This is a genomic window from Endozoicomonas euniceicola, from assembly GCF_025562755.1.
GTDB classification, from domain to species: domain Bacteria; phylum Pseudomonadota; class Gammaproteobacteria; order Pseudomonadales; family Endozoicomonadaceae; genus Endozoicomonas_A; species Endozoicomonas_A euniceicola.
The window spans coordinates 4843895-4859651 of sequence record NZ_CP103300.1 but is presented as its reverse complement, the minus strand read 5'-3'; the positions used below and the strand labels follow the sequence as shown (position 1 = coordinate 4859651).

Sequence of the window (15757 nt, the reverse complement as noted above, 5' to 3'; positions counted from 1 at the left end):
GCCTTAACCGCGGGGCTGATAAGAGAGTTAGTGAGGGAGTTTAATGGCCAGCTGCTTACGTTCGTAATCACGAATCCGCTGACGACAATGCTCCAGTGTCTGCTGAGTCATTACACTCATATGCTCATCTTTGAGTTCACCGCCAAGATCCAGCGCCAGCTGTTTTGCAGTTTCTTCCATCCGGGCAAAGGCTTTCTGGGGCGCTTCCGGTCCGGGCAGACACAGGAACAGGCTGAGAATCGTTGTTTCGGTGGCTTCCATCTGCTCAATATCAAACGTACCCGGTTTCACACCATTGGCAAGGCTGAACTGTATATGTCCACTGCCGTCTTTGCCGCTGTAGCGATGGAAAATCGACCGGTCACCAAAACGCATGCCGGCAGTCAGTAAGCTTTGCAGTAAGCGGGTGCCATCAAATAGCTCATTGTTTTTAGCCAGCACGTTAATGACGACCACTTCTTCAATAGCAGTACGGTCAGACAGTTTTTCCTTATCCTTTTCCACCTTACTGAGAGATCGGGGCTTAGCCCTTGTCTCCGGAGCCATTGTTTCCGAAGCCATTGTCTCAGTCGTCGCTGTTTCTAAATCTGGCTCATCCGGGGCTTTAGCCTGTGCCGGGTCGGTATCATCAGCAGACTGCTCAAACCCGGCTTCCACATTCCCAGCCCGTCCGCTGTACACAGTACTGGCTAATGGCTCAGACAGATCCAGTTCGGGTTCAACAGCGGAGCCAAAGTCCATGCTGTCAAAATCGGGTTCAATCCGGTCAAGACGGCCTGACCGGTCTTCCTTGCGCCCACGCCTTGGAGTATCCGCCTCAACCGCCCCGGTGTCCGACAATTCTTCCTGCGCACCGCTACGACGCGCACCACCATTTGGCAGTTCACTGGAAAATGATTCGTCGTAGCCTTTTACTTCTTCAATTCCAAACGTCAATTCAGAGGCTCTTTTACGAGCCAGACGCATACGGCGGAATCCATCAATAATTACTCCAATAATGACGATAACTCCGATTACTATCAGTAACTCTCGTAAACTCATGTCCATGCCATCCGTCTTACCGCACTTTCCGGTTGCTCAGTGCTTACAGTCTGACTCCCGAACCGGAAAAATAAGGTGTATTTCATTCAATGCTACATCAAAAATACATGAATCGGACTACTCCGAAAGTAATACACGACCATGCTTTTATATTACATGGCTGCCATAGCAGCTGCTTCTTCAATATCCACAGATACCGGTCGGGAAACACCAGGCTCCTGCATGGTGACACCCACCAGTTGATTAGCCGCCTGCATCGCAATCTTGTTGTGGGTGATGTAGATGAACTGTACCTTGTCACTCATCTCCGACACCATTTTTGCATAGCGGCCAACGTTAGCGTCATCCAGTGGCGCATCCACCTCGTCCAGCATACAGAACGGTGATGGATTCAACTGGAAGATGGCAAAAACCAGCGCAATGGCTGTCAGTGCCTTTTCTCCGCCAGATAACAGGTGGATAGTACTGTTCTTTTTACCCGGCGGCTGCGCCATGATCGCCACGCCGGTATCCAGCAGATCGTCGCCCGTCAGTTGCAGATAAGCCCGGCCACCGCCGAACACCCTGGGAAACAGGTCCTGCAGACCTGAATTTACCTTATCAAAGGTACTCTTGAAACGTTGCCGGGTTTCCCGGTCAATCTTCCTGATTGCATTCTCTAACGTTTCCAGCGCAGATTCCAGATCTTCGTTCTGGGCGTCCAGATAGTTTTTGCGTTCAGACTGGGTTTCATACTCTTCAATCGCTGCCAGATTGATCGCCCCAAGTCGTTCAATCCGAGCCTGCAGACGTTCCAGTTCATACTCCCAGCCCTGCTCTGAAGCCTCTTCCGGCATATTAGCCAGCACCGTTTGCAGGTCAAACTGATCTTCTTTTAACTGTTCAGCCAGTGTCGTCCGGCGTACCTGCATGCCCTGCCAGTCCATGCGCAGTTTTTCCAGACGGGAACGGGCAGTCTGTGCTTTCTGCTCAGCGGCCTGACGCTCTTTCTCGTACTGTTGCAGATGCTGTTCAACCTTTTCCAGTTCACTGCGGGCGGTCTGCATGGCCTCTTCTTCTTCCAGCCGACGAGTCAGCAAAGCTTCCAGCTGCTCCTGTAATTCACCTTCAGGCGAGTGGGATTCATTCAGGGAAGCCTGTAGCAGCTCCCTGCGCTCACGCAGTTTAGTGGACTGCTGGCTCAACCGTTCGATGGCTGCCCGCAATGACATAACCTGACTGTTGATGCTCTGTTGTCGCAGTGCCAGCTGATGGGAGCGCTCTTTATCGTGACGGGAGCGCTGCCGCACGTCTTCCAGCTTTTCACGACAACGTTCACGTTTTTCCAGCAGCTCATCTTTATGACTGCTGTCGTATTCCATGAGGTCCAGAGCTTCCTGCAATTTCAGGCGGGATTCATTCACTTGCTCCTGCTCAAGCAGTTGCTGTTCCCGACAATCCGTCAGCTCCTGCTCCAGACGCCTGCGTCGTTCAGAGAACTGTTCCAACCGGACTTTGCGCCCCTGTAAGTCAGCACGCACCTCACCCTGCTGCCGGTTCAGATCAGACAACTGCTGTTGAATTTCCTTACGGAGATTTTCCAGAACATCGCCCTTCTCTCTGTGGTTTTGCAGGTCTTCGGCCAACAGTTCGAGAGTCTGCTCCAACTGTTCCAGTTTAATGGTCAGCGCTTCCAGCTCCTGCTGCCGCTCAAGCACCCCCGAGCTGTTATCGGCACTGCGATTAACCCGCAACCAGCTGCGGGACAGCCAGATACCTTCAGGGGTAATGATCGACTCATGGGGCTCCAGCGACCCACGCAGCCCTAGCGCCTGGTCCAGTGATTCGCAGGTAAAAATACCAGCCAGCATTGGCAAAGCTTCACTACCAGCCACCACTTTACCGGCCAGGGCCACCAGACCCGATTTATCCGCCTGTGGTGCCACGGCCTGACTGGAATCCAGCAGTATGGCTGAACCCTGTTCCAGATTACCGAGAAAGCTCGTTACCGGGTCAAAACCATCGACACACAACGCCTGCAAACTGTCGCCCAGTACCGTTTCCATGGCCAGTTCCCAGCCGCTTTCCACCTGCAGTTTTTCTGCCAGCCTGGGACGGTTCTGCAAGCCATGCTCTTCCATCCACACCAGTACGCCGGTGTCCTGCCCCATGGCGGCCTGTTGCAGGGCTTCCAGGGACGCATGGCGACCACGCAGGGTACTGAGCTCGGAACGGTTGCGATCACGCTGCTCCAGCAACTCGTCCACTGCCGTACGATTCTGTTCAATGTCAGTCAGGGTATCTTCCTGGCGCAGCTCCTGAGTCTCACGGGTCATTTCCAGCTCGGTCAGACGTTCAGCCAGCAGCTCCATCTCTTCCTGGTCTTCACCGCCCCCAAGGCCGTCCAGCTCGCCTTTCAGACGCTGGTTACGCTCAGACAGACGCTGAATCACCTGTTCAGCGTGCTGAATGCGGGACTGTTCGACTTCTGCCGTACGACGAGGTTCATGGGAACGCTGGTTAAACTGATCCCATTCCTGCTGCAGCCGGTGCATTTCTTCTTCCACCTGAGCGAGCGCATCACCGGAACCGGCTTCCTGCTCCAGCAGCATTTCCAGTTCAGGTTCAATCTCCAGCTTCTCGGCTTCGAGCAGTTCCAGCTGTTCCTGGTCGTCCGCCATCTGTTCACGGGCTTCCTGCCAACTGTGTTCCAGCTGTTCAAGATCATGACTCAGCTCTTTCGCCCGTTCTTCACGGTGGCGCAAAGTCTGCTCAATGCGGGTAACTTCGTTCCCGGTGCCGTAGAATTTAGCCTGAGTCTCGTGGAAGTGATCGCTTAGTTCCATCTGTGCGGCACGATCTTCCTCGGAACGGGCGTCTGCTGAGCGCTGTTGGCTGACAGCTGCTTCCAGCTGAACTTCCAGCTCACTGATAACGTGTTCCTGAGATCTCGCACCTTCATCAATGGTTTTCCAGCGTAGCGCCTGTAACTGAGCCTTTTTCAGACGTTCTTCGCCTTTGAACTCCTTATACTTTTCCGCAGCCTGTGCCTGACGCTGCAAATGACCAAGACGCCGACCCAGCTCTTCACGAAGGTCAGTCAGACGTTCAAGGTTTTCATTGGTTCGGCGAATGCGGTTCTCGGTTTCCCGCCTGCGTTCTTTGTATTTGGAGATACCAGCGGCTTCTTCAATAAAAACCCGCAACTCTTCCGGCTTGGATTCCACCAGGTTAGACACAATTCCCTGGCTGATAATGGCATAGCTGCGAGGTCCCAGGCCGGTACCCAGAAAGATATCCATCACATCCCGCCGACGGCATTTGGTGCCGTTGAGATAGTAAAAGTTTTTAGCTTCTGAGGTGAGCAGTCGCTTCACGGAGATTTCGCTGAATGCCGCGTATTCTCCAGTCACCCGGCCTTCATTGTTATCAAAGACCAGCTCAACGGACGCCTTGGCAGCCGGTTTACGGCTGTTTGACCCCTTGAAAATAACATCGGTCATGGACTCGCCACGCAGATGCTTGGCGGAAGACTCGCCCATTACCCAACGCACAGCGTCGATAATATTGGACTTACCGCACCCGTTAGGCCCGACCACACCACTCATATTGGAGGGGAAATGAACCACGGTTGGGTCCACAAATGATTTGAAACCGGCCAGTTTGATCGATTTTAGACGCATCTTATCCTTTAGCTCGTCGCTTTCGGGGCCACAGCATGCCGTCTCGCGGCCCCTCTTCCCTGTCCTCGAGTGTTGCCTGGATCACCTACTGACGTATTGAACGAATCAAGTCTGATGACGTTCAGCAACGTATCGCTGCCAAAAGCCTTAACTTTCAGAGTGTACACAGGATTAGACTAACAGGAAAAGTCGTTAAATCCGAAAAGATAAGACAAGTTGATAGAAAAGTAGTTCAGAAGTGGTTATAAACCGCATCCCTGCTGTCTGTTACGTTTAACTGCACTAGCAAAAAAGTGCTATGACTTCTTCAGCAGTCTTTAAGGTTTTATTGCCGTTATAATGTGGATTTATAGTGATTTTTAACCCTTCAGGTGGCCCTTGTCTCCATTTACTTCTCTCTGGATTCAAAAATCTATATGGCCAGACCACTCCCACAATATAATCACTTGAAATTGGGTGAGAAAAGTTTACATCACAAATATCTTTCGCCAAATTGGGATAATAATGGGATATTGAGGGGTGCAGGTTATTCGGGCTGGCATAGCCTCTGAAGCAGGTCGCGTTGACCAGGTACACGTATCCAACAGTGCCGAAGTTAGAAAAAAACCAGCCAGCAACATGAGAACAGATACTTGAAGAAACCCCTGCGCTTGCGTTATGAAATCGGGTTGCCCCGGATGAAGGTCCATATAACAAACCCAGCCTGGTCTCTGTGTCGACTGAAGGGTCAGGGGTAAGCACCAGGCCTGTTTCAAAAATTTCATCAGGCGACTTATAGCTGCCCACAAAAACGTAGCCGGAAAAATACCTCTGCCCGGAACGGCTGCTACTATCTACGACCATAGAGCCAGGTACAAATGTTGTATCACTGATTTTTAACGGATCGGTCAGGCATTCATACTTATCATACATCCAGATCACCTGCTGAACCCCGGGCTGCGGGGCTTCAAATAAGGGTTACAAACTGCATCCCTGCAGCCTGTTACGCATTAATGCTCATCATGGTGAGGGAAAAAGTCTCCACATCGGAGTACATGATGCTTTTAATGGTCATCTGATCTCCCCTGACCATTGGATAGATATCTTCTTCAACCTCCATTTTAATCCGGTCGAGCTTGATATCATCAAGGTAGGTGGCCTTGTGTTGCGGGCTTAGTTCACCTCGCACACTAATATCCCTTGGATTGACATCAATATTAATATTTTCAGGCAGTGTTTTCACGCCATCAGAAAGTATGTCCAGAAAGGGAGTATCTATACCCGCAGTCTTTACAGCATAGGTGATGACGGCAAAGGCTATCTTCAACACTTTAACAAACGACAGTTTTTGGCCTCTGCCACATGAGCGAATTCTGGTACTTTCTTACCATTTCTACCTTCGCGTTCGGATCCGGCCAAATATAACCTACCAAGGGTTCGTCAGTTTCTTTAATAGGATAGTAACGCCATTTAAGAATCTCTGCGTCAGCCTCATAAACCCGACCATACATATAGCATCTGCCAAGAGTTTCAACTTGGTATTGAGATTCCTCCAGCGCAGGTATTTCACTGGCAAGCTCGGGAAATTTTTTCCCCAATTCATCAGAAAACTTCTTCAGTGAGAGCTCGAAGTATTTGTTCTTATTTTTCTCTTCTTTCATAACGCGCTTGAACTTTTCACTATGAAGATCTAACCGCAGCGAAGTAATAAACTTTTCCTGTACAGCCATCAACTCTTCAAATTGATTGTCAGCGTGCTGTTTCTGAAGCTCCACACATTCTTTAGCTGTCATCGCCAAAACCGGCACAGAACTCAGTGAACCCAATAAAGGCAAGCAGCCAACTGCGAAAAAATTTAACCATAGCAGGTGTACCTGACTGATTAGAGAGGAAAAACAAAGTAAGAGAGAAAGATATGAAGGCTGACCTGAAATCAGCCTGACTATTTGTCAGAAGGCAATGATGCTTCTGTCAAATGAAGGAAAGAGGGTAAACCATTCTTATTCTGCTACTCTGCCCGTAACCAAACGATTCGTGCGAAAGGGAATAATGAGACAGAGCTTGCTCCTTCAATAAAAGAAAAAGCAAGGGAATGATTCAGTTTTTTGGGAAATGTTGGCGGATCAGTAGTTCCAACTGGTCGAAGCGCTCACGGTTTTCCTGCTGGTTAACGTCGATCTTTTTATCCATTTTATCCATACGTTGTTCCATTTTATCCATGCGTTGTTCCATTTTATCCATGCGCTGATCCATTTGATCCATTCGGTGATCGTGTTTTTCCAGCCTGTCTTCAATACGCTCAAGGGTGAGTTGTTGCTTAGTACTGCTGAGAAGCAGATTTTTCAGGATTGACTGTGTACTGAGAACACTGTATTCCAGACGCTCTACCCTGTTTTCGAGTGTTTCAGTTTGACTCGACTCTGAACCTTGATTCATAAGGATACCTTCTGGTTATTATTTGCGCATTGAGCATAGCAAACCCCACAGAAAGCGCTCGACAATATCAAGCCACCTTGCCGCAGAAAACACTGAATCATTCGGCAATAGAATCAAACCAATACAACTTGCAGACTTATCCTGCAGGCCGTATCAACAGCTCAACCACTTCTTTACTTTCAGGCCGGACAGACTTCACTTCACCTTTGTAATCAGGGTTCATCACGTCGCCGGAAAGGCTTATTGTCGCCACCACATCAAGCAGCTTTGTTTCCGACAACTTACTGCCCCCCATCATCATGGCTGTGCTGTCGTCCAGAACCACTTCCCCCGGCAATTCTGATACCAGAACAGGCTTCACCGCTAAGGGCATACGTCCCTCTTTAGCCCGGGCAAATACCATCACCCTTGTATTCCCCGGCAGAGACTGAATTTCTGGTGCCAGCGATACCCTGACCCTGACAGCGGGTAAGGGTTCGCCCAGCATCTTTTTCGCCTGATTAATACCTGTCAGCAACGACTCCCGAGCCTCCGGATCAGTCTCAACGGAAAGGGCTTTATCCCAGGCTGCCAGCGCACCGGTATAGTCTTTTTGTTCAAAGGCAGCGATGCCCTGCATCCCCAGAGCTGTCGTATTAAATTCGTTGCGCGTCAAAGCTTCGTGCAACAGCTGGCTGACCTCTGTATCAAACCGGCTATTGTTTTTCAGATACAACACCTGAGCCAACTGGGCTGCTCCCTGGTCACTGCCAGTCAGTTGATAAAAGCGACGGAAAGCCTGCACCGAATCCTCCATTCGCCCCAGAGCCAGATAGCGTCCGCCCAGCAGATACAATGCCTGAGGGTTGTCAGGCTTCTTTTGTTGCCAGCTCTCCAGGGTCTCCAGTAGTGAATTTGAATTCAGCTCTGGCTTTACCAGCGCTTCTGCCACCTGCAGTTCAGTTTGTGCACCCAGCTTCCAGTAAAGTGGCAATACCATCAGAGGGATCAGCAGCACAATCAGGGCCGACATGACAACGCCGGGACGAACGTCGAAGCCTTTACGGTGTCCTGCCGGCACATCACTCAACAGCTTTTTCTCAAGCTCTGTACGCATTTCATTTGCCAGGGCAGGAGCAATCAGTCCTTGATTAAGCTGTGTTTCCAGCTCTTTCTGTTGTTCCCGAAATTGCTCTATATTGATTTCCTGAGCTGTTGCACCAAACGACTTTCGACGTTTAACTAGCAAAGGCACTACTGCCAGTGCAATGGCAGCCATGATCAGTAAACCGGCAGAAAACCAGAAATTCATTATCATTGTTTACCGTCCAGAATGTTATCCAGCTCAGCCTGTTCCGTTTTATCCAGCACACAGGGCTGGTCAGCTTTACGGTGCCTTTTTACGATCACGACCAGAATCACCAGCGCCATGATCAGCAGGAGTAAGGGGCCAAACCAGAGCAACAGGGTTTGAGCATTAAGCCGGGGTTTGTAGAGAACAAAGTCACCATAGCGCTCCTGCATAAAGCGGATAATATCCTGATCCTCCTTGCCTTCACCAATCAGTCGATAGACTTCACGACGCAAGTCTTCTGAAATGGTGGCGTTGGAATCGGCAATCGACTGGTTCTGGCATTGTGGACAGCGTAACTCTGTCGTCAGTTGAATAAACCGGCTCTGCTGTTCCGGCGTTGCAAATACATAGTCGTCTATTGCGGCGGCATTCGCTGCCATCGCCCACAAAGACAACGTTAGCAGAGAAATAACGTATCGGATGACCTGAAGCATTCAGCCTGACTCCTTCTGCAAAGCCTGATAACGGGGCTTCAGGTCTTCCTCCCAGACCCGCTTGTCCACTATGCCAATATGCCTGTAGCGGATCATACCCTGCTGATCAACCAGAAAGGTTTCCGGCGCGCCATAAACCCCCAGATCAATGCCCAGTCTGCCATCCACATCGGCGACACTTAAGACATAAGGGTCATCCTGGAGTTTCAGCCATTGCCGGGCGTCAGCCTGTTCATCCTTGTAGTTCACGCCATAAATCGTGACGCCCTGTTCAGCCAGTTCCAACAGGTATGGGTGTTCAATCCGGCAGGCGACACACCACGAGCCCCAGACGTTCAGCAAAAAGACCTCTCCTGTAAGCTCTTTTGCCGTTATTAAACGCTCAGGATTTAACACAGCTGGCAACTGAAACTCCGGCAAAGGTCTGTTCAGCAATGCGGAAGGCAAGTCATTTTTGTTTTCCCGAAACAGAGCCCGGTAAAACAGCAGGGACAACACCAAAAATAAAACCAGAGGCACCAGTGTCCATTTCTTCACACAGCGACTCCTTCTGCATCGTCCTTACCGGAATCCATTGCTGATCGTCGTTTTGTCACCCGCAGTCGGTAACGTCGGTCGGCAATAGCGACAAAACCACCCAGCGCCATAAAGATCGCACCCAGCCAGATAAAACGGACAAAGGGTTTTACATGCAGCCTGAGCGCCCAGCTGTCATCACCCAGACTTTCACCCAGTGCAACATAGAGGTCTCGTGACAGACGTGGATGAATCGCGGCTTCTGTCATAGGCATATTCTGCACCTGATAAAGCCGTTTTTCCGGATGCATACGAGCCACCTGCCGCTGACCTTCAAAAACCGTTACGCTGCCATAATCAGACAGATAGTTAGGCCCCTGCCGACGCTGAATACCGTCGAAGCGGAAGGTGTAATCGCCCAAGGCAGCCATATCGCCCGGCGCCATGCGGACATCTTTCTGTACCGTATAACCGGCACTCATCGCCACACCAATAAAGGTAACAGCCAGCCCAAGATGAGCCAGCTGCATGCCGTAATAGCTGGCCCTCAGTGTTTTCATACCCTGCCACAGCCCTTTGTGGCGGGTTTTATTCATAATGTCCCGGGCAATGGCTAAAACAATCCACAGCACCAGCCCTATGGCCAGAGCTTCACTGATCAGGAAGCTATCTCCGTAGAGCAGGCTAAATACAAACCCTCCCACCACTGACATCAGCAAAATCCAGCGCACCTGCAACCATAGCCAGAAAGTAAGATTTTCCTTCCAGTTAAGTAACAGGCCAACCCCAAGACTGAGCGCCAACAACATCGACAGCGGTACAAAAAGTGTATTGAAATAAGGAGGGCCCACGGAGATCAGCCCCATATCCAAGGCATCGAGAATCAGAGGAAACAGCGTTCCCAGCAACACGGTTGCCGCTGCAATGGTCAGCAGCACATTGTTTAGCAGCAGAAAGGTTTCTCTGGACAGCAGGCCGAAACCAATCCGGTTTTGCGCCTGTGGGGCTCTGAAAGCAAACAGCGTCAATGACGCCCCCACCACCACGACCAGATAAACCAGTATAAACAAGCCACGCTCCGGGTCGCTGGCAAACGCATGCACAGACGTCAGCACGCCCGAGCGAACCAGAAAAGTGCCAAACAGGCTTAACGAAAAGGTGAAGATCGCCAGTAGCAATGTCCAGCTTTTAAACAATCCCCTTTTTTCTGTCACTGCCAGAGAGTGCATCAACGCAGTACCCACCAGCCACGGCATAAGCGAGGCATTTTCCACCGGGTCCCAGAACCACCAGCCGCCCCAGCCCAGTTCGTAATAGGCCCACCAGCTGCCAAGGGCAATACCAAGGGTCATGAAGCACCATGCCACGGTCGTCCAGGGTCTTGCCCAGCGCGCCCAGGCGCTGTCCATTTTGCCTTCGAGGAGCGCAGCGATCGCAAACGCGAAAGCAACCGCAAACCCGACATAACCCATATACAACATGGGCGGATGAACAATCATGCCAAAATCCTGCAGCAGCGGATTCAGGTCGTTACCGTCCAACGGTGGAAACGGCAGGATTCGGGCAAACGGGTTAGAGGTAAACAGGATAAACAGCAAAAAGCCGACGCTGACCAGCCCCAGTACCGACAGCACTCTTGCCGACAGTTCATGGGGTAAGCGATAGCTGAACATAGCGACAGCCTGTGTCCAGCCTGCCAGCACCAGAATCCACAGCAACAGAGAGCCTTCATGGCCTCCCCAGGTGGCGGTAATTTTGTACTGCAACGGCAACAGAATATTGGAATTACCAGCGACATACGCCACAGAAAAGTCATCACTGACAAACGCATACACCAGACACATAAACGACAGTAATACAAAAGCAAACTGCCCAAATGCCAGCGTTCTGCCCATCGCCATCCAGCGCAGCTTGCCCATGTAGCTGCCTGCCAGAGGGATTATGCCTTGCAGGAGCGCCATGACAAATGCAAGGATCAGTGCCAGAAGCCCGAGTTCAGGATTCACTGCTTGTCTCCTTCCACCGCTGGTTTTTTAATAGGATGGGGAGCCGCATTTTCAAGCGCTTTTTGCACTTCCGGCGGCATATAGTCTGCACCGTGCTTGGCAAGAATTTCATCAGCAATAAAACGACGTTTGTCATCCAGCTTGCCGGTTCCGACAACACTCTGCCCCTCCCGGAACAGGTCGGGAAGTATGCCGGTGTATTGAACTTCCACCTCTGCCGCGCCATCTGTAATTTTGAAATAAACGGTCAGACCCTTGTCATCCCTTCTCACTGAGCCAGGAACAACAATACCGCCAGCACGAAAACGACTGTTCTGAGGCGCTTCTCCGGCAACGATCTGTGAAGGGGAGTAGAAGTGGTTAATGTTATCTTTCAAAGCCAGCATCATCAGCGTTACTGCCAGCCCCACTCCGGAAACCAGCAATAAGACCAGAATTAACCGCTGTCGCCGAACCGGGTTCATATTACTTCCCCTCTGTCCGTCATACTGTCTACCGCTTTCTCGCTACCAGAACCTCTTCCATCAGGATTACTTCTGGCCGGCTGAACCGATCTGCCTAGTGTTGTTATTGCTTTTTTTGTTCGACGACCATGGCACTGTATCGAACGGATGACCTGCTTCTGACGTAGCAAAGGAACTCCAATATTGTAGAGTATTACCAGTAAACCGATTCCATAGACGGCCCAGACATAAGCTCCATGTCCATCCATATCAATCAGACTGCTTAAGCTGTCAAAGTACATTCAATACCTTCCTCCCAAACTTGTTCTGCTTATTACGGAAGTAGAAAAGAAACGTGTTTATTATCCGTTGTTATACGGTTCTTCCTGAGGGTGTCAGTAATGCCTGAACCCATTGGGTACGCCTTTCCCGGCTTAGAATCTCAGCCCTCATTCGCAATAACAGAACCACTGCAAAAAACAGATAAAAGGCCACAATAGAGATCAATAACGGCCACAGCATTTCCGGTGCCATCGATGACTTGCTGGTCAGCTTGAGTGTTGCTCCCTGATGCAGAGTATTCCACCATTCAACAGAAAATTTAATGATGGGCAGATTGACCACTCCGACCAGCGCCAGGATGGCACAGGCTTTTGCTGCGGCATGAGTTCCGTTTATCGCCCCCCTTAAAGCAATAACGCCCAGATAAAGAAAGAAAAGAATCAGCATTGATGTAAGACGTGCGTCCCAAACCCACCAGGTACCCCAGGTGGGTTTACCCCATACCGCACCGGACACCAGGGCAAGAAAACAGAATGAGGCACCAATCGGAGCACTGCACTGCAAAGCTATATCCGCCAGTTTTATCTTCCAGACCAGGCTGACAACGGCTGCTATGGCCATCATGGCGTAGATGGCTGAAGCCAGAAACGCACTGGGTACGTGCAGAAAGATGATCCGGTAACTGTTTCCCTGAAGATAATCTGGCGGGGCAAACAATAATCCCCATCCCAAACCTGTAAGGATCAGCAGTGCAGCTGACAGTGCCAACCATGGCAGCCATCGACCGCTGATTTCGTAGAACCATCTGGGAGAGCCCAGTCTGTGAAAAAAACGCCAGCTCATTACTGCTTAGACTATCTCATTGTTATTTATTAGTTTTTACTATGAAAACGCAGTTTTCATCGTCGTAGGTAACGAAACAGTACCGGATTTTGCCTGAAATGCACAGACGAATAAGGCAGAAAACCAAATTCAGCAGCAGAGAGGATAAAAAAGCAGTTATCCACAGGCATGAGTCAGACACTCAAATCTGTGGATAAGAAAGACAGGAAACGATCAAATAGCGTAGTTATTCGTGTGAATGATCAGGGTCTTCTGGTGACTACTTCTTCAGGTCTGGAGTCAGACTTCAGAGTGACAGGAAAATCCAGTGCCAACCAGGAGTAGTAACCGTCCCGGAAGAAAAACACACGTTTGTACCCCCAGAGCGCAGCAAGGTAACTGGCGATAGCGCCACGCATGTGATAGGTACTGTTCCCATAGATCACGATGGGCGTATTTTTGTCCAGAGTGCCTGGCATAAAAAGCTGCCGAAAGCCCGATTTCAGGTCAAGATTATGGGCTCCGTCAACCCTTCCCCAACGCCACTGGCTCAGAGGGCGGACATCGATAAACAGAGCACCCAGCTCATGCAGCCTCTTGGCCTGATGGGTATTAACTGTGACGACGTCCTTGATATTGACGGGCGCTTCCTGCGCAGAGAGAAAAGGGCTGGACAAAGCAAGAACGATTCCTGCTACATAAGAAATCCATTTCATATTGATACAGTCCGTTATAAAACTTCTTAATAAAAAAGTATATGGAGCGCATGACAGCTAACTTGGAACATTAAGAAACTAAAAAACGTCTGTTCAAAGCGATGTAGCATATAAGCTGAACAAACAAACCAACGAATTAACCCGAAGAAGCTGGTCTGTTAAACAGAGAAAACCCAGCCATTCTTTGGTAAGAAATCATTTTCAAAAGGTCCGGTTGGAGTGATACCACTGGATGAGCCTAGCTCAGCCAGTGGTGAAGTTTGCCCCGGAGCCTGAGGGCTGCCTGAGAATGAATCTGGCTGACACGGGATTCGCTGACTCCCAGCACTTTACCAATTTCCTTCAGGTTCATTTCTTCATCGTAATAAAGCATCAGAACCAGCTTTTCCCGTTCTGGCAGTTTTTCAATAGCATCCACCAGGGCGTATTTGAATTTTTCTTCCTGAGTGTCAGCCTGAGGCCCCTGATCACCGGAACGCGCCTGCATTCTGGACTCTTCACTGTCAAACAGCTCTTCAAAACTGAACAGGCGGCAACCACGCAGATCACTGAGAATGGTGTAAAACTCACCCACTTTTACATTGAGTTCCGCTGCTACTTCAAAGTCCCTCGCATCACGCCCGAGCCTGGCTTCTACTTTTTGTACGGCCTCTGATACTTTCCGACTGTTGCGATAAACAGACCTTGGCCCCCAGTCACCTTTGCGAATTTCATCCAGCATCGCCCCCCGAATACGAATACCAGCAAAGGTTTCGAAGCTCGCACCTTTAGTAGCATCGTATTTACCGGCTGCTTCCAGCAGCCCGATCATGCCAGACTGAACCAGGTCATCAATCTGAACACTGGCGGGCATTCTGGCAGCAAGGTGATTAGCAATTCGTTTCACCAATCCACGGTGCAGTTCAACCAGCTCAGTCACTTCTGCCTTTTTCCGTTTTTTCTGTGCTTCAGTCAGTTCCGCTTCAGAAGGCTGCTTGCCAGACTTTTGAGTGATCTCGTTCATGGTTAAACCCTCTCTTTTATTCTTGTTGGTAGAAAGAACTCAATGCGCCCGCGGGGAGGCGTGACTGGCATGGAATACAGTTGTTGTGCAATTCGGAGAATGGCTTTGGATGCACGACAGTCCGGGTTGTGTTCGAGCAGTGCTTTTTGTTCTTTCAGAGATTCTGCGACCGTCTTGTCAAAAGGAATGGTTCCCAGGAATCGCAAAACAATCTCAACTTCGTCTTTTAATTGCGCCTGCAGCTTTTCAAACTGCTGCGCCCCGGAGCGACGATTACTCACTGCATTAACGATGATGCCAAATTTCTGGACACCATAAATCCGGTATAAAACCCGAATTAAACGCAAAGCGTCGAGTAATGAAACCACTTCCTGATTAACGACAATAAGGATTTCTCCTGCCGCCTGAATCAGGGTGATATTGTCTGGTGCCAGACCGGGAGAAGTATCAAGAATAAGGGTATCGAGAGAGGGTGCCAGGGGTTCCAGGCTATCAATCATTGCAACAGCCTGACCAATATTAATAGACTCCCGCCAAATAGGCTTTCCTCCTGGAGTAAGAACATTAACACCAGAAGGTCCGTGTTTTAAAAGACCGTGGTCATAAGCTTCTAAACGACCGGTTTCAGGAGCGTTCATATCCAGATCTTTTTCAAGACCCAGAGTGACCCCCACATCCGGAACATCCAGGTTGCCATCGACCAGAACAACTTTTCGTCCTTTTCTGGCCAGTGCCAAAGCCAGATTCACAGACACCAGTGTTTTGCCTACCCCGCCTTTACATCCCGCAACAGCAATCACTTGTTTTGTTGATGAGTTCATAATTGACCAGCTTTAGATTATGTTTGTCGAAATTTAAAAACGACATCTATTCTTTACCGCTACATCAATTCCTTACTTCAACAACTTTTTTCACTGTCATCTTTTATATAACAAGTCTTGTGCCAGTCTTTTAAAAAGCAGCGAAAACATGAATTGTCACCACCTTGACGTGGCAATAATTTGACCCAACAACGAGAACAAAACATAACCCATTGATTTTATTGAATGTAATTTTTATCGATCATTTTTCTGTCATGCTATTA

General features: G+C 49.8%; 16 protein-coding genes. All 16 read right to left on the bottom strand.

Features of this window, described 5'->3' with window-relative positions; all coding sequences use genetic code 11:
• Positions 1–27: 27 nt before the first annotated feature.
• The 16 genes from zipA to NX720_RS19580 all read right to left on the bottom strand — a co-directional run bounded on the left by zipA (position 28) and on the right by NX720_RS19580 (position 15494).
• Positions 28–1047 (bottom strand): cell division protein ZipA, encoded by a 1020-nt coding sequence (gene zipA / locus NX720_RS19655; protein WP_262596900.1) that lies wholly within the window; start codon positions 1045–1047, stop codon positions 28–30.
• Positions 1048–1193: 146 nt separating this feature from the next.
• Positions 1194–4703 carry a chromosome segregation protein SMC gene (gene smc, locus NX720_RS19650; RefSeq protein WP_262596898.1) on the bottom strand — a complete coding sequence of 1170 codons (3510 nt, stop codon included), beginning with the start codon at positions 4701–4703 and terminating at the stop codon, positions 1194–1196.
• Between the two features lie 282 nt (positions 4704–4985).
• Entirely contained in the window at positions 4986–5615 is a 630-nt protein-coding gene (locus tag NX720_RS19645) for a hypothetical protein (protein WP_262596897.1), read from the bottom strand.
• 70 nt (positions 5616–5685) lie between these two features.
• Positions 5686–6012 (bottom strand): hypothetical protein, encoded by a 327-nt coding sequence (locus NX720_RS19640; protein ID WP_262596896.1) that lies wholly within the window; start codon positions 6010–6012, stop codon positions 5686–5688.
• Position 6013: 1 nt separating this feature from the next.
• On the bottom strand, positions 6014–6475 hold the full coding sequence (locus tag NX720_RS19635) for a hypothetical protein (RefSeq protein WP_262596895.1): 462 nt from the start codon (positions 6473–6475) through the stop codon (positions 6014–6016).
• Positions 6476–6779: 304 nt separating this feature from the next.
• A complete protein-coding gene (locus NX720_RS19630) occupies positions 6780–7118 on the bottom strand; it encodes a hypothetical protein (RefSeq protein ID WP_262596894.1) in 339 nt (112 codons plus the stop codon).
• Between the two features lie 136 nt (positions 7119–7254).
• Positions 7255–8409: a c-type cytochrome biogenesis protein CcmI gene (gene ccmI, locus NX720_RS19625; RefSeq protein WP_262596892.1), complete on the bottom strand. Its 1155-nt coding sequence runs from the start codon at positions 8407–8409 to the stop codon at positions 7255–7257.
• A gap of 2 nt (positions 8410–8411) precedes the next feature.
• On the bottom strand, positions 8412–8885 hold the full coding sequence (locus NX720_RS19620) for a cytochrome c-type biogenesis protein (RefSeq protein WP_262596890.1): 474 nt from the start codon (positions 8883–8885) through the stop codon (positions 8412–8414).
• Positions 8886–9422 (bottom strand): DsbE family thiol:disulfide interchange protein, encoded by a 537-nt coding sequence (locus NX720_RS19615; protein WP_262596889.1) that lies wholly within the window; start codon positions 9420–9422, stop codon positions 8886–8888.
• Positions 9419–11407, bottom strand: coding sequence for a heme lyase CcmF/NrfE family subunit (locus tag NX720_RS19610; protein WP_262596887.1), 1989 nt, complete (start codon positions 11405–11407; stop codon positions 9419–9421). Before NX720_RS19610 ends, NX720_RS19615 begins: the two co-directional genes overlap by 4 nt.
• Positions 11404–11871 (bottom strand): cytochrome c maturation protein CcmE, encoded by a 468-nt coding sequence (gene ccmE, locus NX720_RS19605; protein WP_262596885.1) that lies wholly within the window; start codon positions 11869–11871, stop codon positions 11404–11406. The genes NX720_RS19610 and ccmE overlap by 4 nt, the downstream gene beginning before the upstream one ends.
• Complete coding sequence (ccmD, locus tag NX720_RS19600; protein ID WP_262596883.1) at positions 11868–12152, bottom strand: heme exporter protein CcmD; 285 nt, start codon at positions 12150–12152, stop codon at positions 11868–11870. The genes ccmE and ccmD overlap by 4 nt, the downstream gene beginning before the upstream one ends.
• Before the next feature lie 70 nt (positions 12153–12222).
• Positions 12223–12975 carry a heme ABC transporter permease CcmC gene (gene ccmC, locus NX720_RS19595; RefSeq protein WP_262596882.1) on the bottom strand — a complete coding sequence of 251 codons (753 nt, stop codon included), beginning with the start codon at positions 12973–12975 and terminating at the stop codon, positions 12223–12225.
• 242 nt (positions 12976–13217) lie between these two features.
• Positions 13218–13670: a rhodanese-like domain-containing protein gene (locus NX720_RS19590; RefSeq protein ID WP_262596880.1), complete on the bottom strand. Its 453-nt coding sequence runs from the start codon at positions 13668–13670 to the stop codon at positions 13218–13220.
• Between the two features lie 238 nt (positions 13671–13908).
• Entirely contained in the window at positions 13909–14673 is a 765-nt protein-coding gene (locus NX720_RS19585) for an RNA polymerase sigma factor FliA (RefSeq protein ID WP_318654059.1), read from the bottom strand.
• A gap of 2 nt (positions 14674–14675) precedes the next feature.
• On the bottom strand, positions 14676–15494 hold the full coding sequence (locus tag NX720_RS19580; protein WP_262596879.1) for a MinD/ParA family ATP-binding protein: 819 nt from the start codon (positions 15492–15494) through the stop codon (positions 14676–14678).
• Positions 15495–15757 lie beyond the last annotated feature (263 nt).

Bases quoted from the DNA above. Each gene is read 5' to 3' on its own strand.
- zipA (WP_262596900.1), bottom strand. From the start codon at position 1,047: ATGGACATGAGTTTACGAGAGTTACTGATAGTAATCGGAGTTATCGTC.
- smc (WP_262596898.1), bottom strand. From the start codon at position 4,703: ATGCGTCTAAAATCGATCAAACTGGCCGGTTTCAAATCATTTGTGGAC.
- NX720_RS19645 (WP_262596897.1), bottom strand. From the start codon at position 5,615: ATGTATGATAAGTATGAATGCCTGACCGATCCGTTAAAAATCAGTGAT.
- NX720_RS19635 (WP_262596895.1), bottom strand. From the start codon at position 6,475: ATGACAGCTAAAGAATGTGTGGAGCTTCAGAAACAGCACGCTGACAAT.
- NX720_RS19630 (WP_262596894.1), bottom strand. From the start codon at position 7,118: ATGAATCAAGGTTCAGAGTCGAGTCAAACTGAAACACTCGAAAACAGG.
- ccmI (WP_262596892.1), bottom strand. From the start codon at position 8,409: ATGAATTTCTGGTTTTCTGCCGGTTTACTGATCATGGCTGCCATTGCA.
- NX720_RS19620 (WP_262596890.1), bottom strand. From the start codon at position 8,885: ATGCTTCAGGTCATCCGATACGTTATTTCTCTGCTAACGTTGTCTTTG.
- ccmE (WP_262596885.1), bottom strand. From the start codon at position 11,871: ATGAACCCGGTTCGGCGACAGCGGTTAATTCTGGTCTTATTGCTGGTT.
- ccmD (WP_262596883.1), bottom strand. From the start codon at position 12,152: ATGTACTTTGACAGCTTAAGCAGTCTGATTGATATGGATGGACATGGA.
- ccmC (WP_262596882.1), bottom strand. From the start codon at position 12,975: ATGAGCTGGCGTTTTTTTCACAGACTGGGCTCTCCCAGATGGTTCTAC.
- NX720_RS19590 (WP_262596880.1), bottom strand. From the start codon at position 13,670: ATGAAATGGATTTCTTATGTAGCAGGAATCGTTCTTGCTTTGTCCAGC.
- NX720_RS19585 (WP_318654059.1), bottom strand. From the start codon at position 14,673: ATGAACGAGATCACTCAAAAGTCTGGCAAGCAGCCTTCTGAAGCGGAA.
- NX720_RS19580 (WP_262596879.1), bottom strand. From the start codon at position 15,494: ATGAACTCATCAACAAAACAAGTGATTGCTGTTGCGGGATGTAAAGGC.